Genomic DNA, 26952 nt, shown 5'->3' with positions numbered 1-26952 from the left:
GGGTTTCTCATGACCTTTGAAACGTCCTGGCTATCACGCCGGGCCGAAGCAATTTGCCTTATTCGGGAGAATTGGCCATGTCCGCGCAGTCCGTATCCGAAATCACACTGGCCTATGTCGGCGGCGGTTCGCTGAACTGGGCGCAGGTGCTGATGGCCGATCTTGTGCATGACGGGACGGTTTCGGGTGAAATCCGGCTGTTCGACCTCAATCTCGAAGCTGCCAGACGCAATGCGGCGATCGGCAACCGGTTGTCGGAGGCACATGGTCTTTCCATCCGTTACACGGCAAGCGAAACGATCGCTTCGGCGCTGACGGGTGCGGATTTCGTGGTCGTCTCCATCCTGCCGGGATCGTTTGACGATATGGCAAAGGATCTAGAACTGCCCGAAGCGGAGGGCGTCCTCCAGTCGGTCGGCGATACGGTCGGTCCGGGCGGTTTGGTCCGCGCCATGCGGGCCATTCCGACAATGGCGGAAATTGCCGAAGCCATTCGCGCCTATGCGCCCAAAGCCTATGTCTGCAATCTCACCAATCCGATGTCGGTGCTGACAGGCGCGCTTTATGCCGCTTTCCCGGATATCAAGGCTTGGGGCGAATGCCATGAAGTCACCAAGCTCCGACACATCATTGCATGGCTCGCCAACCGTGCGGAAGGCTCGATCCGTTACGGTTTTCGCGACGTGCAGGTCAACGTCCTGGGCATCAACCATTTCACCTGGATTGATCGCGCCTTTGTCGGTGGCCGCGACTGGCTGCAGGATTATCTGCGTTTTGCCGCTGAAAACCGTGAAAAGGGCTGGCGGGCAAAACCTCTCGACCCGGCTGACGAATTCCAGCGCTATTTCGAGGATATCAATCGGGTCAAGTTCGACCTTGCTGCCCGTTTCGGGATTGCCGCTGCCGCCGGCGACCGGCACCTCGCCGAATTCCTGCCGTCTAGCTGGTATCTTGCCCGCGCCAGTGAATGGGGATTTGGCCTGACGCCCGTGGATTGGCGTCGGCGTGATCAGGCGAAACGCCGCGAAGATGCCCGTATTGCCGAAGCCGCCAACGGCGTTCCCCCGCTGCGCCCCGCATCGGAAGAAGCACTGGTGGCGCAAATCCGTGCGCTTACCCGCGGCGAAACATTTGTGGTCAATGCCAACATGCCGAACACCGGGCAGATGCAGGGTTTTGCGCCGGGCACAATCGTCGAGACCAATGTCCTCTTCTCCGGACACGGCGTGCGCCCGGTTCATGCCGGCCGCCTGCCGGCCGCAGTCGAGGCGTTGGTGAGACCGCATGCGGAGCGCCAGAATGCCGTTCTGAAGGCGGTGCTTGCCGGTGACGTCACAGCGCTGGAAGGTCTGTTTCTATCCGACCCGCTGGTAACGCCTCTCGGGCAGGATCGTGCTGCGAACCTGTTCCGCGCCATGGTTGCCGCCACCGCTGAGCGCCTGCCGGACAATTTGAAGAGGTTGTCAGCATGAGTGGCGACGGTCGTCTTCTTGGCTTCTGGTATGTTCTTCCATACCTGATCGGCCTCATGGTCTTTACCGCCATCCCGTTTCTCGGGTCGCTCTACCTGTCATTCACCGATTACCGGCTGATGCAGGGCGCCAGCTTTATCGGGCTGGAAAACTATGCGGACATCCTGACCAGTGACCGCACATTCCGGCGCTCGTTCAATGTGACGATGCTCTATGTGCTGATCACCGTGCCGCTGAAGCTGGCCTTTGCGCTCTTCATCGCCGGCATCCTGAATTCCAAGCTCAAGGGTATCGGCTTTTTTCGGACCGCCTATTACGTGCCCTCCATTCTCGGCGGCTCAATCGCGGTGGCGGTGCTCTGGCGCTACATGTTCGCCGACACCGGCCTCATCAACATGATGCTGACCTCGATCGGTTTTGAAGCCATCAACTGGTTCGGCAATCCAGGAACTGCTCTCTTCACCATCACACTTTTGCGCCTTTGGCAGTTCGGCTCGGCCATGGTGATCTTTCTCGCCGCGCTGCAGTCCATCGACAAATCGCTTTATGAGGCTGCCGCCATCGATGGCGCAAAGCCGTGGCGTTCTTTCTTCGCCATTACCCTGCCGCTGCTGACCCCGGTCATTTTCTTCAACCTGATCATGCAGATGGTCCAGGCATTCCAGGAGTTCAACGGGCCTTATGTCATCACCCAGGGCGGGCCGCTGAAATCCACCTATCTGCTGCCGCTGTATATTTACGAAATGGCCTTCAAGAAATTCGACATGGGTTATGCCTCGGCCATCGCCTGGGTGCTGTTCGTTGTCATCATGGTGCTGACACTCGTCGCCTTCTGGTCGTCGAAACACTGGGTCTATTACGCCGGCGACAAGAGGAGCTGACCATGAGCGACAGTAACATTCACTCCGACAAGGCGATCGAGGATGCGGAAAAGTTTCTGGCCGTACAGAAGCGTCGCGAAACCGTAACGCTCGCCATTCGCTACACGATCCTGACTGTTGTTGGTTTGATCATGTTGTATCCGCTGATCTGGCTGATCGGTGCGAGCTTCAAGACCAATACGGAAATCTTCGCCGGTGCCGGCTTCATGCCTGTTAACCCGACGATCGACGGCTATGCCGAAGGCTGGCAGACCTCGACGCCCTATACGTTCGGCCGGTTCTTCTGGAATACGTTCCTGATCATCGCGCCAAAGACGATCTTCACAGTGATATCGTGCACGCTGGTTGCCTATGGCTTCGCCCGGTTCGAGTTTCCCGGCAAAAAAATACTGTTCGTGACGGTTATCGGCACGCTGCTTCTGCCCAATGTCGTCACCCGCATTCCGCAATATCTGCTGTTTCGTGATCTCGGCTGGCTGGACACCTACCTGCCGCTCTGGGTTCCTTCGGCGCTTGCCGGTGATGCCTTTTTCGTTTTCATGCTGCTGCAGTTCCTGCGCGCCATTCCGCGTGACATGGAAGAGGCGGCCCGGGTCGATGGCGCCAACAGTTTCCAGACACTGATCTATGTGGTCGTGCCGATGCTGGTGCCGGCGATGATCTCGGTGGCATTGTTCCAGTTCATGTGGACGATGAACGATTTTCTCGGACCGTTGATCTACGTCTCCTCGGTCGAAAAATTCCCTGTTTCACTGGCGTTGAAGCTGTCGATCGATACGGCCGAATCCTTCGAGTGGAACCGTATCCTTGCCATGTCGGTGCTGACGCTTCTGCCGTCGCTGGTCGTGTTTTTCGTGTCACAGAAATACTTCGTCGAAGGCATCTCTGCCGGCGGCGTTAAGGGGTAATACAATGGCTCAACTTTCCATCCGCAACCTCGAAAAGGTTTATAGCGGCACGCTGAAAGCCCTTCACGGCATCAATCTCGACGTCAAGGATGGGGAATTCATGGTTCTGGTCGGCCCGTCTGGCTGCGCCAAATCCACGACATTGCGCATGATCGCCGGCCTCGAAACAGTTTCGGGTGGGCACATTTCCATCGGCGACAAGGTGGTGAACAATCTCCCGCCGGGCGAACGCGGCATTGCCATGGTGTTCCAGAATTATGCGCTTTATCCGCATATGAAAGTGCGCAAGAACCTCTCCTTCGGCCTGAAACTTGCCGGTGAGAAGAAGGATGAGATCGCCCGCCGCGTGCAGGAGGTGGCGGAGGTTCTGGAGATCGAGCCGCTGCTCGATCGTCTGCCGAAACAGCTGTCGGGTGGTCAGGCGCAACGCGTGGCGCTGGGACGCGCGCTGATAAAAAAGCCGGAAGTTTTCTTGTTCGACGAGCCGCTCTCCAACCTCGATGCCAAGCTGCGTGCATCCATGCGCGTGCGCATCACCGATCTGCATCGCCGGCTCAAGGAGCAGGGCCAGTCTTCGACGGTGGTTTACGTCACCCACGATCAGGTCGAGGCGATGACCATGGGCGACCGTATCTGCGTCATGAAGGACGGGCGCATCATGCAGGTAGCCGATCCTGAAACGCTCTATGCAAGGCCGGACAATGCTTTCGTCGCGGGTTTCATCGGCATGCCGGAAATGAACCTTGTGGATGCCCGCGTAAGTCAGGGCGGAAGCGGGCCTGTCGTCACCTTCGGTGACCAGTCGATCCAGTTCGGCGCCAATCTTGCCGGACGGTTGGCCGCCGGTACGGATGGCGACGTCACGTTCGGAGTTCGCCCGCAGCATTTTCGCTTGGCCGTTCCGGAAGAGGATGCGCTTGCAGCCAAAGTCATCAAGGCGGATTTCCTCGGCCACGAGGTCGACGTGCATATCACTATCGGTGGCGAGCGCTTCACAGTCGTGTTGCCGGTGGAGGATTTCCGCAAGGCGGCCGTGGATGGCGCCCTTCGCATTCGCCCGGAAGAGGAACGGGTTTTCATTTTCGATCGCGCAAGCGGTCAGAACGTCAGCCTCGCCTGAGGGCGCTGCGGACGAATATGTCACCGATGCAGTGTTTCAGGAGGGAAACGCATCATGAGCAAGAAATCGATACTGGCAGCATTGTCTCTTTCACTCGCGACTTCCGTGGTCGCCACGAATGTCGCCTCGGCGGCGGACCTACGCATGTCATGGTGGGGAGGCGATGGGCGCCATGTCGCCACCCAGAAGGCGCTGGAATATTGCAGCTCGAAGACCGGCCACAAGGTCAAGGCCGAGTTTGCCGGTTTTGAAGGCTATCTCGAAAAGCTGACAACGCAGATGGCGGGCAGTACCGAGGCGGATATCATTCAGGTGGATTGGCCGTGGCTGTTCCAGTTTTCCAAGGAAGGTGAGGGTTTCGCCGACCTCAGGCAGTTCGCCGGAGAACTGGATCTGACCCAGTGGAACGAAAGTCAGCTGGCGCCCGCGATGATTAAGGGCAAACTCAACGGCGTGCCGGTGTCCGTCACGGGGGCAACCTATTATTTCAACGACGAAATCTACAAGAAGGCAGGATTGGAGCAGCCGAAAAGCTGGGATGATCTGGCCGCTGCCGCCAAGAAACTGAACCCGGAGGGGCTTTATCCGTTCGATAGCACTCGCGTCATCCTGATGCTGATGATCGAAGCCTTTGCGGCGCAGATTTCCGGCCAGGAATTCGTCAAGCCCGGCACCAATGAACTGGCCTGGACCGCTGATGATATTGCTGGTGCACTCAAGCATTACCAGTGGATGGTCGACAATGGCATCGTGCGTTCGGCCAAGGATGCGGCCGGCGTCGGCAATGTCGAAATTTTCGATGATCCGGCCTGGGTCTCCGGCAGGGTCGGAGGAACCTATTTCTGGGATTCGACCTATTCTAAATATGACGATCCGCTCACGGTCGGCAAGCTTATCCCCGCGGCTCCGTTGAAGATCGCGGGCGCGAAATCGGATGGTGTCTACAAGAAGCCATCCATGGTCTTTTCGATATCCAGACATTCGAAAGACCCAAAGGCGGCGGCGCAGGTCATCAATTGCCTGCTGAATGACAAGGATGCGATCCTGATCCTCGGAGATAGTCGCGGTCTGCCGGCCTCCGCCATGGCCAAGGCCACTCTGGAAGAAGCCGGAAAGCTTACGCCCGAGCGCCTGGAAGGGGCGAAAATCGTTGCTGATTCCACCGGTCCTGTCATGTCGCCGCTGATCGAGCATCCTTCCGTGCAGGAACTGTTCAAGGACGTTATCGAGCAGTTCGCCTATGGCCAGTTGACGGCCGAAGAGGCCGGCGAGGAAATCGTCGATGGCTTGACCAAGGCGCTGCGTCGTCTGTGATCAACACAATGGCCCATGTTTTCGGCATGGGCCATTGTCGCGTCGTCAGGAGCGTTGATCGCTTTGGTAGCGGGTGCGACGCTCGAACAGGCGCTGCCGATACCGTTCCTGGCTGGCGGCCAGGTGCGCCCGCATGGCATCACGCGCGGCTGGTGCATCACCGGCGGAAATCGCGTTCAGGATCGCCAGATGCTCGCGTTGAAGCCCAGCCTGATAGGTGAAGGACAGCACGTCTTCCGTGGCATAGGGTGAGGTCACGTCACAGGGAATGGTGCGGCTGCCGAGCGAATCCAGCACTTCTACGTAAAAAGCGTTATTTGTCGCCTCGGCAATCGCCCGGTGAAACGCGAAATCGGCGGTGCCGGTGGGCTGAGCCAGTTTCAGCAGGTGTTCGAATTCGAAAAACCGCTCCTGGATCTGCGCCTCCTGCGAGGCGCTGCGGCGGGTGGCGGCCAGTGCTGCGCTTTCCATTTCCAGTGCAATGCGCACCTCCAGCACATTCAGCGCATGCGAAATATTGCCCGACATATCCTTGACCGCGATCGACACGGCTGTTGACGAAGGTTGGTGTCCAAGCACGAAAATACCGGCTCCCTGCCGTGTCTCCACCAATCCGTCCGCCACCAGCGTCGCGATCGCCTCTCGAACGACCGTGCGGCTGACGTCGAAATTTTCCGACAACTGCGTTTCCGTTGGAAGTTTTCGGCCGATTTCCACCTGACCTGACAGAAAATCCTGTCGCAAAGACAGGACTATCCGATCGGACAGTTTTGGCCGGCGTGCCGTGCCCGGTTCTTTACCGCCAGATGTCGTATCAGAGTTTTTCATTTGGCCTGCTTCAAACGAAATTAGACAAATTCATGACAGTGATAGCATGACTTGTTTGCGAAAGCTCATATCGTTCCCGGATTTTTTCTGATCACCAATGAGACTGTAACGCAAGGTTTTTATAGAAAAACCAATATGGCAAACGGCAATTTTTCTTTTCTGACCGTTGTATGCGTTTCGTCAATATGTATGATGACTTCAACTTGAGGAGTTTTGGGAGATAACATGAGTCACACCGATTACACCAATCGCTTCGCCATCGACCCGATGACAGCTGCCGGCTTCAATACCGCGCAGCTGCGTGACCACTTTCTGCTGCCGCCGCTTTTCGTCGATGGCCGCATCCAGCTGCATTACACCAATTACGATCGCATGATCGTCGGCGGCGCCACTCCGACGTCGTCGCCGCTTGAATTGGAAACCATCAAGCCGGCCGGCACCGACAAGCTGCTCGCTCGCCGTGAACTGATCGCCGTCAATATCGGCGGCGCGGGCTCGGTTACGGTCGACGGCGAAAAGTTTGCCGCCGGCACGCGCGACATGGTCTATGCCGGTCTCGGTTCCTCGGTCACGTTCGCGTCCGACGATGCCGGCAACCCGGCAAAATTCTACCTGCTCAGCGCCCCGGCGCATTTCAAGCATCCGGCCACCAGCAATGAACGTTCGATCTTCCAGTTCATCCACCCGGAAGGCGCAAAGACCTGCCAGCTCGTCGTCGGCATGACAACGCTTGCCGAAGGTTCGGTCTGGAACACCATGCCCTGCCATATCCATGACCGCCGCATGGAAGCCTATCTCTATTTCGACCTGCCGGAAAAGGCGCGCGTCATCCACCTGATGGGTGAGCCGGATGAAACCCGCCACCTGATCGTCCAGAACGAAGAAGCGATCCTGTCGCCGGGCTGGTCGATCCATTCGGGGGCTGGCACATCCAGCTACACGTTCATCTGGGCCATGGCCGGCGACAATGTCGATTATACCGATGTCGATCCGGTCGCCATCGAAGACCTGAAGTGAGGAACGATCATGTCATCCAGTGATCTGTTCGTTTCGGCCGAAGGTGCCGAATGGGTGAACCCCGAGCCGGGCGTCACCCGTCGCATCATGTCCTATCTGCCGGAAATGATGATGGTGGAGGTGGTGTTCGAGGCCGGTGCGATCGGTGCGAAACATAACCACCCGCATATCCAGGCAAGTTATGTCGCAGAGGGTTCGTTTGAAGTCACCATCGACGGGCGTACCGAAACGCTCGTCAAGGGCGGCAGCTTCATCGTGCCGCCGGATCTGGTACATGGCGTGAAAGCGCTCGAAGCCGGCCGGCTGATCGACGTCTTCACCCCGCATCGCGCCGAATTCCTGAAGTGAGATAGTTGATGACCTTGTTCGATCTTTCCGGCCAGGTGGCCGTTGTTACCGGCGCCAACACCGGCATCGGCCAGGCGATCGCAATTGCGCTCGCCGAGGCCGGGGCCTCCATCGTTGCCGTCGGCCGCTCGTCGATGGATGAAACCGAGGCGGCGGTCAAAACTGCCGGCAGCGGTTTTCATGTCATCAAGGCGGATCTCGGCACGATCGAGCCTGTAAAGGGCATCGTCGCCGAAACGATTTCCACCTTTGGAAAGCTCGATATCCTGGTCAACAATGCCGGCATCATCCGCAGGGCTGATGCCGTCGATTTTACCGAGGAAGACTGGGACGCCGTCATCGACGTCAATCTGAAGACGGCGTTCTTCCTATCGCAAGCGGCTGGCCGCCACATGCTGGAGCGCGGCAGCGGCAAGATCATCAACATCGCGTCGTTGTTGTCCTTCCAGGGCGGTATCCGCATTCCGTCCTACACCGCCTCGAAAAGCGGCTTGGCGGGTTTGACGAAACTGCTGGCCTGCGAATGGGCGGGCAAGGGCGTCAATGTCAACGCGATCGCGCCGGGTTATTTCTCGACCAACAACACGACGGCATTGCGGGAAGACCCGGATCGCAACGAGGCCATTCTGGCGCGTATCCCGGCTGGTCGCTGGGGCACGCCGTCGGAGCTTGGCGGTGCTGCCGTGTTCCTGGCCTCGAAGGCTTCGGATTACGTACATGGCACGGTTCTGCCGGTTGATGGCGGCTGGTTGGCGCGCTGATTTTTTTAAGCGGTAAATCTCTATCTTCCGTCATTCCTGTGCTCGTCACGGGAATCCCGCCAGCCCAAGGCCTTGGGCTGGAAAGACTCTTTTGTCGCGCAGACGCGCGCCTGTTGGATCCCCGCCACAAGGGCGAGGATGACGGAGGAGAGGGGGAGTGTCTCAAAACGCTCCCGTTTCGTCGTTCAAGACGCCTGCAAATTCCGCGCTCGTGCCACCCATGCCGCACCCTCGCGGGCATGATGAAAACCGTTGGAAAGCGGTGCCGCCGGGTAAATCTTTTGCAAACCCGCAATCGCTTCATCCGCACCCATCACACCATCCAGCACAGCGCGATAAAGCCTTGCGACTTCCACCATGTTACAATCCTGAGGAGACAGGCGGAACGAGCGGATGCCGGCGGCAACCAGATCATCCAGTTCGCCGAGCAAAGACTGGCAGGCATGCGACACGGTCTGCACCCCGTTCAGCGTCAGGAATGACTGCCGGTCTAGCGTCTTCACTGGCAATCCGTCCGGCTCTTCGCCGCAGACGAACAGGCAGTTATCCTTGATCCGTCCCTTGGAGCGCGCATGTGCACAGCGCGCCGAAATGGCCAGCGGCATGCGGCCGAAGGCGAACACTTCGAAATCGATATCGGGACAGTTTTCGGCAATCTCCTGCACCGAAGCGAAGGGCAGTTCCGGCGGCAGACAGATCGTTTTGGCACCACGGCTGGCCAGAAGCCGCGCGGTCGGCGCGTTATAGACATTGATCAACGGGCTAATCGTATGCGGTTTGTCCTTCAGCACGGCCAGTGCCGAAAGATCATTGCCCTCCAGCATGTGGTCGCTCTCGGCAGCCATCTCGCGGATCTGCTTGCTTTCGCGCGCCAGCGTCACCAGTGACAGGGTGGAAAACACCACCTCCTTGCCCGCAGCTTCCAGCCGCTCCACCACTTCGGCGAGATGTGGCTCGATGAAATGCTGGCGTTTGGAACAGACGGTCTCACCGATCAACACGCGCTCGACCGGCGCTTCATCGGCAATGCGAAAATGGAAATCGCGCCACTTCGCGGCGTCCCACAGGTAGTAGACCGGGCCAAGTGTCAGGCCCGGACGTGTTCTCTCCGGCATCGCATTATCTCCAGCGTTTCTCGTAGGCGCCGGACGTGGTCTTTTGTCCTTCGCTCATGCTGCGCAACCGCGACAGAAGCGCGCCGCGCTGTTCCGGCGGGCTGTTCACAGCAGCCTTCATCACCTTCACCACTTCGGCCACATAAGCCTTGCCCCGCTGGCGCCCCTCGATCTTCAGCGCGCTGACGCCAGCCGCTTTCAGCGCTTCCAACTCGCCCATTACATCCAGTGAAACCGGGTCCTCGAAAGCGTAACCGCTGCTGTCGGCGATATCGAAACGACCCTTGCAAAGCGTCGGATAACCGGCCGCTTCGCCTTCCGGAAAACGGTTGATGGTGAATGCGCCAAGTTCCGACACAAGATCGCGGCCATCCTTGCGGTAGCGCACATGGCTTGCCGGTGAACAGACGCCGTTCATGTTGGGCGATTTGCCGGTGGCATAGGAGGAGAGCGAACAGCGTCCTTCCGCCATCACGCACAGGCCGCCGAACACGAACACTTCCATCTCGCAGCGGATGGATTTGCCGATGCGGGCAATATCGGCAATCGTCAGCGTGCGCGGCAGAACCACGCGTTTGGCATTAAATGTGTCGACGAGAAAATTGATGGCATCCGGGTTGGAGGCGGAAGCCTGCACCGAGACATGCAGCCGTTGCTCGGGATATTTTTCCGCCACATGTGCCATCAACCCGAAATCGGCAAGGATCAGCGCATCCGCCCCGCAGGCGATGGCATCGGCCGCGCCCCGGTACCAGATGTCTTCGGCACCTGCCCGCATAAACGTGTTGAGGGCAACAAAGGTCTCGCAACCCTTCTTTCTGGCGTAGGCGATGGCCTGCTTCAATTCCTCGCGCGAAAAGTTGAGGCCCGGAAAATTGCGGGCATTGGTTTCATCGCGAAAACCGCAATAAACGGCATCGGCGCCGGCATCCACGGCTTCGTGGAAGGCAGCCGGCGTGCCGGCGGGACAGATCAGTTCCATGCGGTAGCTTCTCCGCCAAGAGCGCGATTGCGGATTTCACCGATCACCCGGCCGGCCAGCGGCGCGAATGGGCCAGCAAGCCGGGCGAGATCCTTTGAAAGATCGATAGTGCTGGCATCGAGCGCGTTGCGCATGGCAAGCATCGCCTCCATGTCGCCGGTGACGGAAAGATCCCGCGAAAAGAACAGCGCATCGGCATCGCAACGCCCCTCCATCAAAGCCAGCAGCATGAACAGCGGTGCCTCGGTCACTGCGTCTGCGGCCAGCTCAGCTGTCTTGCGGGAAACGAAGATGGTTTCGCTGGCGGGTTCCACAACGAAGGCCAGTGGCACATCGGTGGGCAGAAAAGCGTAACGCTTTGCCTTGTGCTCACCCAGCCGCTCGAAAAGCCCTGGATGGGCCGTGCCGATGCGTTTGAACATCAGGCGACAGATGCGTTCAATGACGACAAGCGGAACGACGCCGAGCGGGCGAGTGAGGAGGGGAGGGATGAGTTGCATTGGGGGCGGACGTCTCCGGATCATTTCGCGCAAAAGCTAACGACCGTCGCGCAACATGTTTTTGAGCTAGGACAAAGACGGCACCAAAATCCGCCGCCAAAGAAGGGCGATGGCTCAGAACCCCGCTCCGCCCCGTTATCGCGACCTGCAGCATTTCGCCCTGGAACTGGAAAGTCGCGGCCTCCTGCAACGCATTTCCAGGCCGGTCAGTCTCGTGCACGAGGTAACGGAAATCCATCGCCGCGTACTGCATGCCGGCGGTCCGGCCCTGTGGTTCGAAAAGCCGGTGGATGCCGATGGAAGCATCTCCACCATTCCGCTGCTTGCCAATCTTTTCGGCACACGCGAGCGTATCGAGCTTGGTTTCGGGCTGGAGCCGGGAAAGATCGGCGATCTGGCGGAACTGCTGGGCGAGTTGAGAGAGCCACGTCCGCCTGCCTCGCTGAAGGAGGCGCTCGGCAAGTTGCCACTGCTGCAATCGGCTTTGTCGCTGGGCGTTCGGCAGGTCGCCTCTGCGGCCTGTCAGGATGTGGTGCTGCGCGGCCACGATATCGATCTGGCAAAGCTGCCGATCCAGTGGTGCTGGCCGGGTGAGCCAGCGCCGCTGGTGACATGGCCGTTGATCGTCACCCGCAGCCATGATGACCCTTCGGACGTCAATCTCGGCGTCTATCGCATGCAGAAGCTTGGGAGAAACCAGCTGATCATGCGCTGGCTTGCTCATCGCGGCGGCGCCAAACATCATCGCGAATGGCAAAGGCAGGGCAAGGATACGCCGGTCGCCGTGGTCATAGGCTCGGACCCGCAGACCATTCTGTCGGCCGTCATGCCGCTGCCGGAAGGCATGAGCGAACTCGGCTTTGCGGGTGTTTTGCGCCGCCGCCGCTCGCGCGTGGTAAAAGCCGTCAGCCAGCCGCTTCTGGTGCCCGCCAATGCGGAGATCGTCATCGAGGGCACGGTATCGGCCACCGAACTGGCGGATGAAGGGCCTTATGGCGATCACACCGGTTATTACAATTCCATCGATCGCTTTCCCGTCATGACCGTCACCGCCATCACCATGCGGCAAAAGCCGGCCTATCTCTCCACTTACACAGGTCGCCCGCCGGATGAGCCTTCGGTACTGGGCGAGGCGATGAACGAGCTTTTTGTGCCGCTGGTCAAAAAGCAGTTTCCTGAAATAGTCGATCTGTTTCTGCCGCCGGAAGCCTGTTCCTACCGCGCAATCGTGGTGTCGATCGACAAACGTTATGCCGGTCAGGCACGGCGTATCATGCTTGGCCTATGGTCCATGCTGCCGCAGTTTTCCTACACCAAACTGATCATCGCCGTTGATCCCGACGTCGATGTCCGCAGCTGGCCGGATGTGATGTGGGCGCTCGCCACCCGTTTCGACGCCTCGCGCGACATGGTGGTCTTGACCGACACGCCGATCGATTACCTCGATTTCGCCTCACCGAAACCGGGCCTCGGCGGCAAGCTGGGGCTGGATGCCACCAACAAGATAGGCCCGGAAACCGACCGCGAATGGGGCAAGGTTCTGACCATGGCGCCGGAGGTCGAACAGAGCGTCTCGGCCATGTGGAACGAGCTTGGCCTGGATATGCCGTGATGAGCGAACCGAAAAAACGTGTCGTCCTCGGAGTCTCCGGTGCATCCGGTGCGGCGATCGCGTTGCGGATTGGCGAACTTTTGGCAAGGCTGCCGACAGTCGAATTGCATCTCGTCGTCTCGGAAGCGGCAACCCGCACTTTTCTGCAGGAGGTGGGGCCGGATGCGCTGGTTCGTTTGATAGACCTCTGCCACCATCACCACCCGATCGAGGATATCGGCGCCTCCATCGCCAGCGGTTCGTTTCGCACGGCGGGCATGATCGTCGCCCCCTGTTCCATGCGCACGCTGGCCGGCATCGCTTCCGGTCTGTCGGATAATCTCCTCATCCGCGCCGCCGATGTGCATCTGAAGGAGCGCCGTCCGCTCATCCTGCTGACCCGCGAAACGCCGCTGCATCTCGGCCACCTGCGCAACATGGTTTCTGTCACCGAAATGGGGGCGACAGTCATGCCGCCGGTACCGGCGTTTTATCATCGGCCGCAGTCGGTTGGTGATATCGTCGATCACATTGCCCGGCGTGCCATCGATATGCTTCGCCTCGAAGAACTGCTGCTGGCAAGGGAATGGCAGGGCTGAACGTTATTCTTCCTGTCTGACCTGCGCATATTTTGCCCGCTGGTGGGCAATGAAGGCGCGTACGGCTGCCGAGCCTTCCGTCTTGCGATAAGCAACCGCCAGATCCGAACTTACACGGTTACGCAAAAGCTGCAGATACCTTACACCGGGCGATTGCAGACATGAGAGTGACTGCGGTCCGACCGCTGCGCCAAGCCCCACCGCCACCATGCTGGCAATGGTGGTGAAATCCCGGCCGGTCGCGCTGATATTCGGCTCGAACCCGGCCGCCTGACAGGCATCAAGCGTATTGAAATGAAAACCCACATCGGCCGGCTGGCGCGGGGTTATGAATGTTTCTGCCGAAAGCGCGGCAAGATCCACCTCCTCGACCGAGGCGAGCGGATGGTTTTCCGGCAGGGCGACCACAAGTGGCTCGCGCAGCACCGTCATCGTTACCACGCCGGCAGGCACGGAAACGGGCGGGCGGATATAGCCGAAATCCAGTTCGCCTTCGGCAATCTTGTTCAGCTGCATGCGCATTTCCATCTCGACCAGTTGCAGTTCGATATCGGGAAAGGCATTGCGGAAGGAGGAAAGCGATTCCGTCAGCACGCCGGCATAGGCGACGGACGCGACATAACCGATCGAAATTTTTCCCGTCTGCCCGCGGCCAACGCGGCGCAACTGCGCCAGCGCCGCATCTGTCTGCGCCACGATCTTGCGTGCCTCGTCAAACAGCATCTGGCCGGAAGGTGTCAGTTGCACCGCCCGTTTTCTGCGGTCCAGCAGAGGCAGGCCCACCAGCGTTTCGAGGTTACGGATCTGCTGGCTCAGACCCGGCTGGGCGATGCCGAGCCTTATCGCTGCCCGCTCGAAATTCCTCTCCTCCACCAGCGCTATGAAATACCGCAGATGCCGCAGTTCGAACTGTGCTGCCCGCGGCGTCTTCGGTGCTGCCATCTGTGAAATCTCCAGGGAATAAGCGGAACTTATACGACTGGAAAATTTCATAAGAGATAGTTCTGAAAAATGCACCTCCCGATTATTGGATCAAAGCGTCTCCGCGCTATAAAGGTGACAAAATAAGTCCAGATTGATGGTCCGGGCGCGCAGGCGCATGCGGACAATGTTTGCGGGGGCGCGCAATGATTCTTTCGAAAACCCACATGGTGCTCGCCGCATCCGTCGCTTTCGCCGGTTGCCTGAGTGCGGATGCCGCATTGGCGCAGGATGCCGCCGGCGCCACCACGCTGGCGCCAATCGTCGTCACCGGCAATGCCGGTGAAAACCCGAAAGGTGCCGTCAAGGGCTATGTGGCAAAGTCCAGTTCCACCGCCTCCAAGACCGGCACGCCGCTGATCGAGACCCAGCAATCCGTTTCGGTGATCACCCGTGACCAGATCGAGGCTCAGAATGCCCAGACCCTGGGCGAGGTACTGAATTATTCGCCGGGTGTCGTCGGCCAGCCTTATGGTTCCGATCCGCGTTTCGATTCACCGAGCATTCGCGGTTTCGATGGCCGCCAGTCACAGTTCCTCAACGGTCTGCGCCTGATGCGCACCTTCGGCGCTTCCTCTTTCGAAGTTTACGGTCTCGAGCGCGTCGAAGTGCTGCGCGGGCCCGCATCGGTCATGTACGGTCAGGGCAATCCCGGCGGCATGATCAACATGATCAGCAAGCGCCCTACCTTCGACAGCTTTGGTGAAGTGGGCGTGCAGGTCGGCAGCCATGAATATTACGGCACGTTCTTCGATGTCGGTGGCCCGGTCGCGGGTAGCGATACCTTTGCCTATCGCCTGACCGGCATGGGCCGCAAGGCTGGTGAGCAGACCGATTTTCTCGACAACGACCGTTATTTCATCGCGCCGGCGCTGACCTGGAAGCCGGATGAGGATACGTCGCTGACCATTCTCACCAGCCTGCAGCACGATAATCCGAGCACGCCTTCAGGCCTGCCGGCCGCGCTGACGTTGAATGCGACAAACTACAAGCTGCCGCGTGATTTTTATGTGGGCGACAAGGGTTTTGACCGCTCCAGCCGCACGCTTGCCAATATCGGCTACGAGTTCGAGCATCGTTTTGACGAAACATGGACGTTCCGCCAGAATTTCCGCTACTCCCATTTCGATTGGGAATATCAGGCGCTCAGCCTGTCACGCACTAACATGCTTGATCCGCAGACGATCAACCGCACCTCGCTCATGCAGGACGAGATGCTCAACACCTTCAACATGGATAACCAGCTGCAGGCCGAGTTCGCCACCGGTGGCCTGGAACATACGGTGTTGTTCGGTCTCGACACCCGTTATTTCGATAACAACACCCTTTCGGTTTTCGGTACGGCACCGGGTCTGAACATCTTCAATCCCGATTACAACCAGAGTTTCGTCATTACCCCGACATCGCGGACCGATGTTCATTCCGACATGACGCAGATCGGTCTCTACGTTCAGGATGAGATCGCTTATGAAAACTGGCACGCCACCTTCGGTCTGCGCCAGGATTGGGCACGTACGGACAGCCGTTCCACCAATCTCGCCGGGGTTACCACTGCCTATGACCAGCGTGACAGCAAGCTGACCGGTCGCGCCGGCCTGAGCTATCTCTTCGATAACGGCATCTCGCCCTATATCAGCTATGCCACCTCGTTCGAGCCGATCGGCCCGATCAACAGGGGCACCTCGGGTGGCGTGGTCGTGACCGCGCCGGGTGAGCCGACCACGGGTGAACAGGTCGAACTCGGCGTCAAATATCAGCCGGAAGGTTTTGACGGCTTCTTCACGGCAGCCGTTTATGATCTCAAGCAGCAGAACCTCGTCAGGACGGTTTCCCCCGGCGTGCAGGAACAGATCGGCGAAGTCCATGTACGCGGTCTGGAGCTGGAGGCTGTTGCCAGCCTTGCCGAAGGGCTCGATCTGCGCGCTGCCTATACCTACATGGATTCAGAGGTGAGCGACACGGAACTGCGCCCTGAAACCGTACCGGAAAATGCCGCCAGCTTGTGGCTCAACTACACGTTCCAGCCGGACACGGCGCTTGAAGGTCTCGGCATCGGCGTTGGCATGCGTTATGTCGGAAGCCGTTATGGCAATGCCGCGAATACGATCAAGATGGGTGCGAATATCCTGTTCGATGCGGCGCTGACTTATCAAAAGAACGGCTATAAGGCCTCGCTCAACATTCAGAACATTGCCGATGAAGAATACCTTTCCAGTTGCGGCACCTTTGGTTGCTATTATGGCGAAGGCAGATCGGTTATGGGGAAGCTCAGCTTCACCTGGTGAAAATTTGATGGCATGCCGATCTGATATGATGTCTTTCAACCGCCGCGGTGTCCTTCTGGGCAGCGCGGCGTTGCTGCTTGCCGGCCATGCAAAGGCTGCCGGAGCACCACAGCGCATTGCCGCCATCGACTGGGCCATGCTGGAAACCTCGGTGGCACTCGGCATCATGCCGGTTGCTGCCACCGAACTCATCCAGTTCCGCAAGGATGCGGTCGAGCCGGCAATTCCTGATGACGTCATCGATCTGGGCTTGCGCGGCTCGGTCAATCTCGAGCTTCTGCATCTCGTCAAACCGGACCTGATCCTGATCTCGCCTTTTTACACACGCCAAGAAGGGACGTTGTCCGCCATCGCGCCGACCATGTCGTTACCCTTTTATATCAAGGGTGAGCCGCCGTTCGAAAAGGCGTTGAACGCCGTGAGGGCACTTGGCGAAAGGCTGGGTCGCAGCGAAGAGGCAATGAGTGTCGAAGCGGATGTTCAGAAACAACTCGCAACCATGCGGCAGTCTCTGGCGGGTTTCGCCGATCGCCCGACCTATCTCGTCAATGTCGGCGATTCCAGGCATGTGCGTGTCTTCGGTTCCGACAGCATGTTCGGCGATATCCTTGTGCGCCTCGGTTTCAGAAATGCCTGGCCGGATCGTTCGCGTTTCACTTTCGCGGCGCCGGTGCCGATCGAAAAGCTCGCCGCTGAAAAGGATGCCCGTATCGTCATCATCTCAGATGTTCCGGTCGAGGCGCGCAGCGGCCTGCGTTCCAGCATGATCTGGAATGCTCTGGAGCCTGTGCGACAGGGGCGTGTGCTGCAATTGCCCAATATCGCGCCCTATGGTGGCGTCACGGCGGGCATGCGGTTTGCCCGCCTTTTCGCCGAGGCACTTCAGGCCGAAGGCGCGGCCCGATGAAACGTTTTGCCTGGATCTTTCCGGCCATCGTGGCCCTGTTCGCTGTCGCCCTTTTTGTGCATGAGGCAAGTTTGCGCCTGCCTTTGGCCTTGTGGGGCAAGATGTTCCTGTCGTCGGCATCGCTGTCGATGGACGAGATCATTCTGTTCTACGGTATCTTCCCGCGTGCGGGCGTGGCGCTTGTCGCCGGTGCCGCACTCGGCTTGTCCGGCGCGCTTTTGCAGCAATTGCTGCGCAACCCGATAGCCGATCCCTCCACGCTCGGCATTTCCGCCGGTGCGCAACTGGCCATCGTTGTCGCCACGCTGTTCTTTCCGGAGTTTCTGGATGGGCAGCGCACCTTCGTGGCGCTGTTCGGCGCTGGCACCGCTGCGGCAATCGTGTTCGCGCTCGCAGCGCGACGTGCCTTCGAACCGGTCACCATGGTCGTTTCGGGCCTCCTTGTCGGCGTTACCGCGGCGGCGCTTTCCGCCGCGCTGACGCTGGCACAAGGCGAATATCTGATGTCGCTCGTCACCTGGAACGGTGGTTCGCTTTCGCAGCAGGACTGGTCGGTGTTCCAGTCGTTGTCGATCGAATTCGTCATCGCGGCCGTTCTTTCCGCCTTGCTGCTGCGTCCGCTGCTCCTGCTTGGCCTGGGGGATGCCGGCGCCCGTTCGCTCGGTGTCAATCTCGTCGGCATCCGTTTCGCGGTAGCCACCGTCGCCACTGCCCTTGCCGGTTTTGTCGCGGCCGGGGTCGGGCTTGTCAGCTTTGTCGGTCTTGCCGCCCCGGCTCTGGTGCGCGGCATGGGTATCCGGCGGCCGGCCATGGTCGTCGCCGTGTCACCCGTTGCCGGTGCCTTGCTGTTGTTTCTGTGTGATGGCCTCGTGCAGTTCCTCGCATCCAGTGCCGGAGAAACCTTTCCGACCGGCGCCGTCACGGCCTTGATCGGCGGTCCGCTACTGTTGTGGCTGCTGCCGCGTGTGCGCACCGCCGATCTGCATGAAAAGTCGGCCTTGATCCCCAAGCCCCGGGTGCTCCGGCAGTCTTTGCCTTTTCTTCTGCTGGCAGGGCTCACGATCGTGGTTCTGGCGCTTGCCGTTGCCCGCGACGGAACGAGCTGGATGGTGCTGGACCTGACGCAAATCCGCGATCTCGCGTCATTGCGCTGGCCGCGCCTGCTGGCGGCCTCGGCTGCCGGTGGCCTGCTGGCGCTGACCGGCGCCATACTGCAACGCATGACGGGCAATGCCATGGCAAGCCCGGAAGTGATCGGTGTCAGCGGTGGCGCAGGTCTCGGCTTTGCCACTGCACTCACCTTCTGGCCCACGGGCGGGGCGCTGACGCAGCTTGGCGGAGCAGGGGCGGGTGCGCTTCTCGTCATGGTGCTGATGCTCGCTTTTGCCAGCCGTCGGCATCTTCCTGCCGACAAGCTGCTGCTCGCCGGTATTGCCATCGGCTCGCTCAGTTCGTCGGTGCTCGCCGCCCTGATGGCCATCGGCGATCAACGCTCCTGGCAAATTCTGGCCTGGCTTGGCGGTTCTGCTTCCACGGCAACGGCCGGTACCGCTATGCTGCTGGGGGGCATTGCCCTGGTCGGCCTTGTCGTTTCGCTGTTCTTCACCCGTTGGCTAACGGTCCTGCCGCTTGGCGCACCTGTTGCGCGTTCGCTCGGGGTCTCGGTGCCAATCAGCCGTGTCGTTCTTCTGCTCATCTGCGGCATGGCAACAGGCGCGGCTTCGCTGCTTGTCGGCCCCTTGAGTTTCGTCGGGCTGATCGCGCCGCATATCGCTCTTCGCGCCGGTTTCGTTCGCGCGGGTGATCACATGGCGGCCTCGTTCGTGCTTGGCGCTATCGTCATGGCCTTTGCCGATTTTGGCGCCCGCACCGCCACGTTTCCATATGAACTGCCGCTCGGCCTGTTCGCGGCACTGGTGGGGGCGCCCTATTTGATCTGGCTGGTGGCGCGCGGCGAGCGGTAAAGCGGCGCACTTCCGGTGACTAGCTAGCGATCGACGACCTTGTGTGCCGCACAGGCACGTCCGGATGATGAAGGGACGGTATGCGCGAAGGTCCGCTCTCCCCCTGATCCTGACGACAGTCCCGTAGCATTGAGGCAATCGTTATGATCTTGTTGCGCATCTGCGCCATGGCGGTCGTTGGCTCGACAAATCTTTCAAGCTGCCTCACGCGACAAGGCTGTTTTCCATCACTCCGATCAGGGCTCGCCGTTCACCAGTATGGACTGGGCATTGTTCCTGAAGCACCACAATCTGGTTCATTCCATGAGCCGACGCGGTAACTGCCATGATAATGCGGTGGCCGAGAGCTTCTTCTGAAGCGAGAGCGGATACGCCGCAAGGTCTACCGTTCGCGCGATGAAGCTCGCCTGGATGTGTTCGATTCCATCGAGATGTTCTACCGCCCAAGGTATAAACCCGTCAGGGACGGGATGCTGTCGCCCATCGAGTTCGAGAAGCAGCAGAAAATATAACCCGGGGGTGTCTATGAAACGCGTGGCTATTCAATTTTTTTGCTGTCGTCGCGCCAATGTGAATGACGATGCCCACATATGGTGTATGAGGCACCATGACCTCTGATTCCAAAATCTTTGTCGGCCTCAAGCCGATCCGCAAGAAAGCGGGACCCGCGCCAGCTACTACGGGGCCACGATGCCAATGGGACGGATGCGAAAAGGCCGGGACACATCGCGCGCCCGTCGGGCGTGATGGCGAGGGCCTCTATTTGCTTTTCTGTGTTGAGCATGTGCGGCTCTATAATGCCGGGTACAACTACGCGACTGGACAATCCGAGGGACCGACAGCGCGTTATCAGAAGGAAGCGGTGTCGGGTGCGCGCGTCACGCAAGGGCAGGCTGCCCGCGCGGCTACGGAAATGCCGCTGCCCTCGACGCAACGCTCGGGATCGGCCAAGGCAGTGAATGCTCGCAAAAACGCAGCAGAGCGCCAAGCGCAGAAAGCAGATCTGCAAAAACGCAAACTGAAGGTTCTGGAAGCGCGCGCGTTCGAAACGCTGGGTCTTGCCGAAGACGCGAGCGCAGAAGATATCCGCCGTCGCTACAAGGAAAAGCTCAAGATGCATCATCCCGATGCAAACCAGGGTGAGCGAGATACCGAGGGTCAGCTCCAGGCATCGATCGAAGCTTACAGGATCCTCAAGCTGAATGGTTTCTGCTGAACCTCACAGCGACGGCTGAGCGGTCCGCACATTTGGATTCCGATGGCGTATGCGGCGGTCGAGCCGGATAAGAAATCGCTGATGGCCAGAGCGGCTTCTCCGACATCCATCAAGGCCGTCGGCAAAGTCATCATCGAATGCATTTTTAAAGACATCGGACCACCCCGTTTGAAGGTCGAACGCAATTTTCGGTTGGGATGATCGCCCGGCGATAAAAAGACCGCTAGGTATCGCCACACTGGCTATCAACGTTGTCAAGGCGACCTCGGATGATCTGTCCGAAGCTGAACATATGCCCCAGGTATGAACCAAAGTTAATGGAGAGACAGGCGCTCGTTTGGCCGTGACTGGCCAAACTGATTGGCCAATTTCCGCTTCGCATCAGCGTGGTAACTCGGTGGGACGTCGCACACTTATTGGGGTCAAATCGCTCAATTCATGGGTAATAGAAACGACGCAACGGTTGTTTTTCAGCGGCCCGTGACGACATATGACGATTTTCAAAAAAAAGCGGTTCACAAAAATTCTAGATGCACTAATATTTCAGTGGAGACCTTCGCTGAGCGAATGCGGCTTGTCCGTCACTGGAGGGTGACAGACCAAGCCCATGTCGGCGGGAAAATGGAAACGGGGTGTCACAGCCCGCATGCAATCACCCGGGAGGAGTGGCATGAAGAGTTTCATCGGCAAACGAGCGATCGCCAGTGGCGTATCCCTCATCGTGCTTATCGTCATCGTGTTTTTCCTGTCGCGCCTGACGGGTGACCCCACCAATCTTTACCTGCCCATCGATGCCACACAGGAAATGCGCGACCAGTTCCGCCAGATGCACGGGTTCAACGATCCCCTTATCGTGCAGTTCGGCCGTTATGTGATGGACCTCGTGCAGGGCAATTTCGGCAATTCCCTGCGGCAGGCACGTCCCGCCATGGATGTCGTGCTGGAAGCTTTTACCTGGACGCTTTGGCTGGCCGTCATCACCATGGTGCTGGTCACCATTGCCGCCATCGTCATCGGATCGCTGGCCGCGTTCCGTGTCGGTGGCGTGTTCGATCGTATCGCCACCTTCTTTTCGCTGATCGGCGCCGCTGCCCCGGATTTTTGGGTGGCGATCGTCGCCATCGTCATCTTTGCCGTCAACCTGCATGTTCTGCCAACATCCGGCACCGGCAGTGTCTGGCACTGGGTGCTGCCGGTTGCCGTGTTGTTCATTCGCCCCTTCGGCCTCATCCTGCAGGTCGTGCGCGGTTCGATGATCAGCGTGTTGTCCTCGGCTTATGTGAAGACGGCGCGGGCCAAGGGCGTGCAATCCCGCTCCATCATCTTTGTGCATGGTCTGCGCAATGCCATGTTGCCGGTGATTACCGTCATCGGTGATCAGGCGGCCGCCATCCTCAATGGTGCCGTCGTGGTGGAAACCGTGTTCGGTTTTCCGGGCATCGGCAAGCTGATGATCGACAGCATTCTTCTTCGCGATTTCGCCGTCGTGCTGGCCGTCATCATGGTCTCGGCACTGGCGATTTTTATCATGAACCTGTTGATCGACCTTGCTTATGCGCTGCTCGATCCGCGTATCCGGTATTGAGCGATGACGATGACAGACACCCAGACTCTCACTGAGCGCAAGAAATCGAACGGACCCATCGCCCGCTGGTTCGCCATGCTGTGGGCTGACAAGTTCGCCTTTTTTGCCGCGCTCTTCCTGTTGATCGTCGTGCTCTGTGCGCTGTTCGGTCCGCTGCTGCTCGATGCGGTGGCGACGAAACAGAACCTGCGTGGCCGCAACGCACCGCCCTTCGATATCACGCGTGGCTGGCTTTATGTCCTCGGCGCCGATGCGCTCGGGCGTCCGCTGCTTGCCCGCGTCGTGGTGGCAGCACAAAACACCATGCTGGTGGCCGCTGCTGCCGTGCTTGCATCTTCGGTCGTCGGCACGGCACTCGGCCTGATTGCCGGGTATAGCCGGGCATCGGCTGCGCAATGGATCATGCGCCTCGGCGATGTCATCATGTCGTTTCCGTCGCTGCTCTTGGCGGTGATCGTGCTCTACATGCTGGAGCCGTCGGTCGCCAATATCGTGCTGGTTCTCGCCATTACCCGTATCCCGATCTACCTGCGCACCACACGCGCCGAAGTGCTGGAAGTGCGCGAGCGCATGTTCGTGCAGGCCGCAAAGGTGATGGGCGCGTCGCACTGGCGCATCGTCTTCTGTCACATCCTGCCGGTGATCTTTCCGACGCTGGTGACGATCGCAACGCTCGATTTCGCCTTCGTCATGCTGGCGGAATCCTCGCTGTCGTTTCTCGGCATCGGCATTCAGGCACCGCAGATCACCTGGGGCCTGATGGTGGCGCAGGGTAGGCCCTACCTCACCAATGCCTGGTGGCTGTCGTTCTGGCCGGGTCTGGCGATCATCCTCACCACCCTGTCGCTCAATCTTCTGTCCAACTGGCTGCGCATTGCGCTCGATCCGACGCAGCGCTGGCGCCTTGAAATGGGAGGTCGCAAACATGGCTGAACATCTGCTTGAAGTCCGTGACCTTTCGGTCGAATTCCACACGCTGGCCGGCACGGTAAAGGCCGTGCAGAATGTCAGCTGGTATCTGGATCGCGGCGAAACGCTCGCCATTCTCGGCGAAAGCGGTTCGGGCAAATCCGTGTCGGCGTCGGCGATCATGAACCTGATCGACATGCCGCCGGGAAAAATCACCAGCGGCACGATCCTCTTCAACGGTCGCGACATGCTGAAGATGACGGCGGAGGAAAGGCGGGCGATCAACGGCGCTAAGATCGCAATGATCTTTCAGGATCCGCTTGCTCATCTCAACCCGGTCTATCCGGTCGGCTGGCAGATCGCCGAAATGATGACAACACACGGCAAGCCGGGTGCGGAATCATCGGCGCGCGCACTTGAGCTTCTGAAACGTGTCGGCATTCCCGAGCCGGAAGCGGCAATGCGCAAATATCCGTTCCAGTTTTCCGGCGGACAACGGCAACGCCTGATGATCGCCATGGCGATCGCCTGCAAACCCGACATTCTCATCGCCGACGAACCGACGACGGCGCTGGATGTCACCGTACAGGCGCAGGTTCTGGCCCTGCTGGAAGAATTGCAGCGCGAAACCGGAATGGGTCTTCTGCTCATCACCCACGATCTCGGTGTCGTCGCCGAAATCGCCGATCGGGTGGTGGTGATGAATTCCGGCCATATCGTCGAGACCGGCAATGCCGCTGAAGTCTATCGCAATCCGCAACACGCCTATACGAAAAAGCTTATCGATGCCGCGCCCGGCAAGGGTGATATTCCGGCCGAGCGCGAACGGCAGGGCGAACCGCTTTTGAAGGCGGTCGGTCTGAAAAAGACCTATGGTGCTTTCCACGCCCTGAAGGGCGTCGATTTTTCGATCATGCCCGGCGAAACCGTCGCCGTGGTCGGCGAAAGCGGCTCGGGCAAATCGACTTTGGCGCGTGCCATCGTTCGTCTTGATGATCCGCAGGAGGGGCAGGTTTTCTATCGCGGCAACGATCTTCTGGCCATGTCGCCGAGAGAAGTGTTCGGCCTGCGCCGCGATCTGCAGATGGTGTTTCAGGACCCGACGCAATCGCTCAATCCGCGCATGAGCGTGTTCCGGCTGATCTCGGAGGCCTGGGTCATCCATCCCGATATCCTGCCCAAGGCCAAGTGGAAGGAGCGGGTGGCCGAGCTACTGGTTAAGGTCGGTCTCAAGCCGGATATGGCAGAGCGTTATCCGCACCAGTTCTCCGGTGGCCAGCGCCAGCGCATCGCCATTGCCCGGGCGCTTGCCATGGAGCCAAAGCTGATCGTTTGCGACGAGGCGGTCTCGGCGCTCGATGTTTCCATTCAGGCACAGGTGATTGCGCTCTTGGATGGCTTGCGCCGGGAGTTCGGCCTGTCCTATCTTTTCATTGCGCACGACCTGCCGGTGGTTCGCGATTTTGCCGATCGGGTCATCGTCATGAAGGCGGGCGAGATCGTCGAGGAAGGCACCGTCCGGCAGATTTTCGATGCGCCGCGCCATCCCTATACACAGGCGCTGCTTGCCGCGAGCCTCGATCCCGACCCCGAGGTTCAGGCCGCCCGCCGCAGCGCTCGTCGCATCAATGAAGGATTAGTTCCCGCATGAAACCCGATGTTCTCGTCGCCTATCCGCTCCGCAGCCAACAGATGGACATGCTGGAAGAGCGCTACACGCTGCACCGTCTGGACCTTGCCAAGGGGGAGGAGCGTGAGGCGGTTTTCGAAAAGGCCGGACCGGTTTGCACGGCGATGGTGGTAAATGGCCACGTCACGGTCGATGACACTTTCCTCTCGAAACTGCCGGCGCTGAAAATCGCCTCGTGTTCATCCGCCGGGTATGACCAGATGGATGTCGATGCGATGACGCGGCGTGGGATCAAGCTCACCAACACATCGGAAGTGTTGCTCGACGATGTCGCCGACATGGCGCTGCTGTTGATGCTGGCGGCCCGCCGGCGTCTGCCGCAGGGCGATGCCTATGTCCGCTCGGGTCAGTGGGGAGAGAAGGGCATGATGCCGCTGACCTCTTCCACCTATGGCAAGAAGGCAGGCATTGTCGGCCTCGGGCAGATCGGGCTTGCTATTGCAAAACGCTGCGAGGCGGTGGGCCTGACGATCGGTTATCACACCCGCAGCCCGAAATCCGGCAATGATTACGCCTATTTCGACGATCCGGTGAAGCTGGCTGAATGGGCTGATGTGCTGATCGCGGCAACACCGGGCGGGGCTGCGACCGAAGGCCTGATTTCCGCCGAGGTTCTCGATGCGCTTGGCCCGGCCGGCAGTTTCGTCAACATCGCGCGTGGTACGGTGGTTGATGAACCGGCTTTGATCAAGGCGCTGGAAGAGGGCCGCATCGCCTCGGCCGGTCTCGATGTCTATCTCAACGAGCCGAACCCGGATCCGCGTTTCGCCAAGCTCGATAACGTCGTGCTCTATCCGCACCACGCCAGTGGCACGGAAGAAACCCGCGAACGGATGGCGCAGCTGGCGGTCGATAATCTCGATGCGTTTTTTGCCGGCAAGCCGCTGCTGACCCCGGTGAATTGATCGGGCTATCGCGGAGGAAAGAAAGACCCCTCCCAACCCTCCCCACAAGGGGGAGGGCTTACCGCAGCCGTTCTGCCTAGATCCAATTGAGGCAGATGAGTGCTACAAATTTTCTCCCCCCTTGTGGGGGAGATGGCCGGCAGGCCAGAGGGGGACTTTGCTTCACGTTCATTATTCCCGGAGGCGGGGCAGGTAAATTCTTGCCTCAGATAAAGTAATGCGGAAATTCTTTCCGCATGTCTTCCACCTTGGCGACCGTGCGGCTCAGGTGTTGGCGGATCGCTTCAACCGCTGCCCGTTCGTCGCGGGCGGCAATCGCTTCGACAATCGCGTTGTGGCCATCGAGAATGCTGACGATTTTGCCCGTTTCCGGCAGGTGCAGGCGGCGAATACGCTCCAGATGGCCGGAGCGTTCGCGCACCAGCTGGTGCAGGTTGCTGCGCTTGACGCCGGCAAACAGGGTCTGGTGGAAAAGCTCGTCCAGTTCCTGAAAAATGGTGATCTGTTCGGGATCGTCCGCGACGGCGCGCTGCATCTTGATGATCGAACGGGCGCGCGTGATGATGGCCGGGTCGAGTTCGGGATCGCCGGCAAGGCGGCGGCAAACCTCGGTCTCCAGCGCCACGCGCAAAAAATGGGCTTCGTAAATCTGCAGCACATCGATGCGGGTGACGACGGTGCGTGACTGCGGATAGATGCGCACAAGCCCTTCCTGCTTGAGGAGTTGCAGCGCCTCGCGGATCGGCGTCTGGCTGACTTCGTAGGTCTCGGTCAGTTCGCCGCGCGACAGGGTTGTGTCCGGCGGCAGCTGGATGGTGATGATACGCTTGCGCAGGTCGTCATAGACGCGCTGCACCGTGCCGCCGACGGCAACGGGAAAACCGGGTGCTGGAAGGCCAAAGGTCGCGGCAAGCTGCGAATTCATGGGGCAAATCCTTTTCCGGCATTCTTACCGATGGCGGTGCTAATACACAAGAATGCAAAATTGCGATTGATATATGAGTCTAACTGAAATATTAGTTTGAAAAAAGGGTGCTGGCGGTCGTCTGTCGTTGCAACTTTGCGGCAGATGTC

24 protein-coding genes and 1 pseudogene are annotated in these 26952 nt (G+C 59.4%); 19 read left to right on the top strand and 6 right to left on the bottom strand.

Annotation, left to right across the window (positions count from 1 at the left end; genetic code table 11):
* Nucleotides 1-77: 77 nt before the first annotated feature.
* From GAO09_RS21570 to GAO09_RS21550, 5 genes are read left to right on the top strand one after another with little or no spacing between them, the layout of a single operon-like run.
* Nucleotides 78-1472, top strand: coding sequence for a family 4 glycosyl hydrolase (locus GAO09_RS21570; RefSeq protein ID WP_153357355.1), 1395 nt, complete (start codon nucleotides 78-80; stop codon nucleotides 1470-1472).
* On the top strand, nucleotides 1469-2353 hold the full coding sequence (locus tag GAO09_RS21565) for a carbohydrate ABC transporter permease (protein ID WP_153357352.1): 885 nt from the start codon (nucleotides 1469-1471) through the stop codon (nucleotides 2351-2353). The genes GAO09_RS21570 and GAO09_RS21565 overlap by 4 nt, the downstream gene beginning before the upstream one ends.
* Before the next feature lie 2 nt (nucleotides 2354-2355).
* On the top strand, nucleotides 2356-3261 hold the full coding sequence (locus tag GAO09_RS21560; protein WP_153357349.1) for a carbohydrate ABC transporter permease: 906 nt from the start codon (nucleotides 2356-2358) through the stop codon (nucleotides 3259-3261).
* A 4-nt stretch (nucleotides 3262-3265) separates the two neighbouring features.
* Nucleotides 3266-4381, top strand: a complete 1116-nt coding sequence (locus tag GAO09_RS21555; protein ID WP_153357346.1) for an ABC transporter ATP-binding protein — start codon at nucleotides 3266-3268, stop codon at nucleotides 4379-4381.
* 54 nt (nucleotides 4382-4435) lie between these two features.
* Nucleotides 4436-5695, top strand: a complete 1260-nt coding sequence (locus GAO09_RS21550; protein ID WP_153357343.1) for an ABC transporter substrate-binding protein — start codon at nucleotides 4436-4438, stop codon at nucleotides 5693-5695.
* Nucleotides 5696-5740: 45 nt separating this feature from the next.
* On the opposite strand, the gene GAO09_RS21545 is transcribed toward GAO09_RS21550, so the two are convergent.
* Entirely contained in the window at nucleotides 5741-6523 is a 783-nt protein-coding gene (locus GAO09_RS21545) for a FadR/GntR family transcriptional regulator (RefSeq protein ID WP_153357340.1), read from the bottom strand.
* A gap of 225 nt (nucleotides 6524-6748) precedes the next feature.
* Here GAO09_RS21545 and kduI point away from each other — a divergent pair, with 225 nt between their 5' ends.
* Genes kduI through kduD form a run of 3 tightly spaced genes read left to right on the top strand, consistent with a single transcriptional unit; the run spans nucleotide 6749 to nucleotide 8649 of the window.
* Complete coding sequence (gene kduI / locus GAO09_RS21540) at nucleotides 6749-7540, top strand: 5-dehydro-4-deoxy-D-glucuronate isomerase (RefSeq protein WP_153357337.1); 792 nt, start codon at nucleotides 6749-6751, stop codon at nucleotides 7538-7540.
* 9 nt (nucleotides 7541-7549) lie between these two features.
* On the top strand, nucleotides 7550-7888 hold the full coding sequence (locus GAO09_RS21535; protein ID WP_153357334.1) for a cupin domain-containing protein: 339 nt from the start codon (nucleotides 7550-7552) through the stop codon (nucleotides 7886-7888).
* 8 nt (nucleotides 7889-7896) lie between these two features.
* On the top strand, nucleotides 7897-8649 hold the full coding sequence (kduD, locus tag GAO09_RS21530; protein ID WP_153357331.1) for a 2-dehydro-3-deoxy-D-gluconate 5-dehydrogenase KduD: 753 nt from the start codon (nucleotides 7897-7899) through the stop codon (nucleotides 8647-8649).
* Between the two features lie 185 nt (nucleotides 8650-8834).
* On the opposite strand, the gene ubiV is transcribed toward kduD, so the two are convergent.
* From ubiV to ubiT, 3 genes are read right to left on the bottom strand one after another with little or no spacing between them, the layout of a single operon-like run.
* On the bottom strand, nucleotides 8835-9764 hold the full coding sequence (ubiV, locus tag GAO09_RS21525) for a ubiquinone anaerobic biosynthesis protein UbiV (RefSeq protein ID WP_153357329.1): 930 nt from the start codon (nucleotides 9762-9764) through the stop codon (nucleotides 8835-8837).
* 4 nt (nucleotides 9765-9768) lie between these two features.
* Entirely contained in the window at nucleotides 9769-10746 is a 978-nt protein-coding gene (gene ubiU / locus GAO09_RS21520; RefSeq protein ID WP_153357327.1) for a ubiquinone anaerobic biosynthesis protein UbiU, read from the bottom strand.
* Entirely contained in the window at nucleotides 10737-11246 is a 510-nt protein-coding gene (gene ubiT, locus GAO09_RS21515; protein WP_153357324.1) for a ubiquinone anaerobic biosynthesis accessory factor UbiT, read from the bottom strand. Before ubiT ends, ubiU begins: the two co-directional genes overlap by 10 nt.
* Nucleotides 11247-11355: 109 nt before the next feature.
* Here ubiT and GAO09_RS21510 point away from each other — a divergent pair, with 109 nt between their 5' ends.
* Nucleotides 11356-12858, top strand: a complete 1503-nt coding sequence (locus GAO09_RS21510) for a UbiD family decarboxylase (protein ID WP_153357321.1) — start codon at nucleotides 11356-11358, stop codon at nucleotides 12856-12858.
* The gene (locus GAO09_RS21505) at nucleotides 12858-13436 is read left to right on the top strand and encodes a UbiX family flavin prenyltransferase (protein WP_153357318.1); all 579 of its coding nucleotides are present in this window, start codon (nucleotides 12858-12860) and stop codon (nucleotides 13434-13436) included. Before GAO09_RS21510 ends, GAO09_RS21505 begins: the two co-directional genes overlap by 1 nt.
* 3 nt (nucleotides 13437-13439) lie before the next feature.
* On the opposite strand, the gene GAO09_RS21500 is transcribed toward GAO09_RS21505, so the two are convergent.
* The gene (locus GAO09_RS21500; protein WP_153357314.1) at nucleotides 13440-14378 is read right to left on the bottom strand and encodes a LysR substrate-binding domain-containing protein; all 939 of its coding nucleotides are present in this window, start codon (nucleotides 14376-14378) and stop codon (nucleotides 13440-13442) included.
* A gap of 185 nt (nucleotides 14379-14563) precedes the next feature.
* On the opposite strand from GAO09_RS21500, the gene GAO09_RS21495 reads away from it, so the two are divergent.
* The 9 genes and pseudogenes from GAO09_RS21495 (at nucleotide 14564) to GAO09_RS21455 (ending at nucleotide 25878) form a co-directional block, all read left to right on the top strand.
* Entirely contained in the window at nucleotides 14564-16702 is a 2139-nt protein-coding gene (locus GAO09_RS21495) for a TonB-dependent siderophore receptor (RefSeq protein WP_153357311.1), read from the top strand.
* A 25-nt stretch (nucleotides 16703-16727) separates the two neighbouring features.
* Entirely contained in the window at nucleotides 16728-17609 is an 882-nt protein-coding gene (locus GAO09_RS21490) for an iron-siderophore ABC transporter substrate-binding protein (protein WP_235938368.1), read from the top strand.
* A complete protein-coding gene (gene fhuB / locus GAO09_RS21485; protein WP_153357308.1) occupies nucleotides 17606-19573 on the top strand; it encodes a Fe(3+)-hydroxamate ABC transporter permease FhuB in 1968 nt (655 codons plus the stop codon). The genes GAO09_RS21490 and fhuB overlap by 4 nt, the downstream gene beginning before the upstream one ends.
* Nucleotides 19574-19792: 219 nt before the next feature.
* Nucleotides 19793-20085 (top strand): annotated as a pseudogene (locus GAO09_RS21480) (IS3 family transposase); the annotation flags it as partial.
* 95 nt (nucleotides 20086-20180) lie between these two features.
* Nucleotides 20181-20789, top strand: coding sequence for a J domain-containing protein (locus tag GAO09_RS21475; RefSeq protein WP_153357305.1), 609 nt, complete (start codon nucleotides 20181-20183; stop codon nucleotides 20787-20789).
* Nucleotides 20790-21459: 670 nt separating this feature from the next.
* A complete protein-coding gene (locus GAO09_RS21470) occupies nucleotides 21460-22374 on the top strand; it encodes an ABC transporter permease (RefSeq protein ID WP_153357303.1) in 915 nt (304 codons plus the stop codon).
* A 3-nt stretch (nucleotides 22375-22377) separates the two neighbouring features.
* Entirely contained in the window at nucleotides 22378-23307 is a 930-nt protein-coding gene (locus GAO09_RS21465) for an ABC transporter permease (protein WP_209018783.1), read from the top strand.
* The gene (locus GAO09_RS21460; protein ID WP_153357297.1) at nucleotides 23300-24934 is read left to right on the top strand and encodes an ABC transporter ATP-binding protein; all 1635 of its coding nucleotides are present in this window, start codon (nucleotides 23300-23302) and stop codon (nucleotides 24932-24934) included. The genes GAO09_RS21465 and GAO09_RS21460 overlap by 8 nt, the downstream gene beginning before the upstream one ends.
* On the top strand, nucleotides 24931-25878 hold the full coding sequence (locus tag GAO09_RS21455; RefSeq protein WP_153357295.1) for a 2-hydroxyacid dehydrogenase: 948 nt from the start codon (nucleotides 24931-24933) through the stop codon (nucleotides 25876-25878). The genes GAO09_RS21460 and GAO09_RS21455 overlap by 4 nt, the downstream gene beginning before the upstream one ends.
* Before the next feature lie 205 nt (nucleotides 25879-26083).
* Here GAO09_RS21455 and GAO09_RS21450 read toward each other — a convergent pair whose 3' ends face one another.
* Nucleotides 26084-26803, bottom strand: a complete 720-nt coding sequence (locus GAO09_RS21450; RefSeq protein WP_153357292.1) for a GntR family transcriptional regulator — start codon at nucleotides 26801-26803, stop codon at nucleotides 26084-26086.
* Between the last annotated feature and the right edge of the window lie 149 nt (nucleotides 26804-26952).

The sequence above is a fragment of the Endobacterium cereale genome (assembly GCF_009617585.1).
Classification (GTDB): domain Bacteria; phylum Pseudomonadota; class Alphaproteobacteria; order Rhizobiales; family Rhizobiaceae; genus Neorhizobium; species Neorhizobium cereale.
Note: the sequence above shows the minus strand (reverse complement) of the source record. Positions and strands in the feature narration are given on the sequence as shown.

Coding starts and splice junctions, on each gene's coding strand:
- GAO09_RS21570 (WP_153357355.1), top strand. CDS start 78: ATGTCCGCGCAGTCCGTATCCGAAATCACACTGGCCTATGTCGGCGGC.
- GAO09_RS21565 (WP_153357352.1), top strand. CDS start 1,469: ATGAGTGGCGACGGTCGTCTTCTTGGCTTCTGGTATGTTCTTCCATAC.
- GAO09_RS21560 (WP_153357349.1), top strand. CDS start 2,356: ATGAGCGACAGTAACATTCACTCCGACAAGGCGATCGAGGATGCGGAA.
- GAO09_RS21555 (WP_153357346.1), top strand. CDS start 3,266: ATGGCTCAACTTTCCATCCGCAACCTCGAAAAGGTTTATAGCGGCACG.
- GAO09_RS21550 (WP_153357343.1), top strand. CDS start 4,436: ATGAGCAAGAAATCGATACTGGCAGCATTGTCTCTTTCACTCGCGACT.
- GAO09_RS21545 (WP_153357340.1), bottom strand. CDS start 6,523: ATGAAAAACTCTGATACGACATCTGGCGGTAAAGAACCGGGCACGGCA.
- kduI (WP_153357337.1), top strand. CDS start 6,749: ATGAGTCACACCGATTACACCAATCGCTTCGCCATCGACCCGATGACA.
- GAO09_RS21535 (WP_153357334.1), top strand. CDS start 7,550: ATGTCATCCAGTGATCTGTTCGTTTCGGCCGAAGGTGCCGAATGGGTG.
- kduD (WP_153357331.1), top strand. CDS start 7,897: ATGACCTTGTTCGATCTTTCCGGCCAGGTGGCCGTTGTTACCGGCGCC.
- ubiV (WP_153357329.1), bottom strand. CDS start 9,764: ATGCCGGAGAGAACACGTCCGGGCCTGACACTTGGCCCGGTCTACTAC.
- ubiU (WP_153357327.1), bottom strand. CDS start 10,746: ATGGAACTGATCTGTCCCGCCGGCACGCCGGCTGCCTTCCACGAAGCC.
- ubiT (WP_153357324.1), bottom strand. CDS start 11,246: ATGCAACTCATCCCTCCCCTCCTCACTCGCCCGCTCGGCGTCGTTCCG.
- GAO09_RS21510 (WP_153357321.1), top strand. CDS start 11,356: ATGGCTCAGAACCCCGCTCCGCCCCGTTATCGCGACCTGCAGCATTTC.
- GAO09_RS21505 (WP_153357318.1), top strand. CDS start 12,858: ATGAGCGAACCGAAAAAACGTGTCGTCCTCGGAGTCTCCGGTGCATCC.
- GAO09_RS21500 (WP_153357314.1), bottom strand. CDS start 14,378: ATGGCAGCACCGAAGACGCCGCGGGCAGCACAGTTCGAACTGCGGCAT.
- GAO09_RS21495 (WP_153357311.1), top strand. CDS start 14,564: ATGATTCTTTCGAAAACCCACATGGTGCTCGCCGCATCCGTCGCTTTC.
- GAO09_RS21490 (WP_235938368.1), top strand. CDS start 16,728: ATGATGTCTTTCAACCGCCGCGGTGTCCTTCTGGGCAGCGCGGCGTTG.
- fhuB (WP_153357308.1), top strand. CDS start 17,606: ATGAAACGTTTTGCCTGGATCTTTCCGGCCATCGTGGCCCTGTTCGCT.
- GAO09_RS21475 (WP_153357305.1), top strand. CDS start 20,181: ATGACCTCTGATTCCAAAATCTTTGTCGGCCTCAAGCCGATCCGCAAG.
- GAO09_RS21470 (WP_153357303.1), top strand. CDS start 21,460: ATGAAGAGTTTCATCGGCAAACGAGCGATCGCCAGTGGCGTATCCCTC.
- GAO09_RS21465 (WP_209018783.1), top strand. CDS start 22,378: ATGACGATGACAGACACCCAGACTCTCACTGAGCGCAAGAAATCGAAC.
- GAO09_RS21460 (WP_153357297.1), top strand. CDS start 23,300: ATGGCTGAACATCTGCTTGAAGTCCGTGACCTTTCGGTCGAATTCCAC.
- GAO09_RS21455 (WP_153357295.1), top strand. CDS start 24,931: ATGAAACCCGATGTTCTCGTCGCCTATCCGCTCCGCAGCCAACAGATG.
- GAO09_RS21450 (WP_153357292.1), bottom strand. CDS start 26,803: ATGAATTCGCAGCTTGCCGCGACCTTTGGCCTTCCAGCACCCGGTTTT.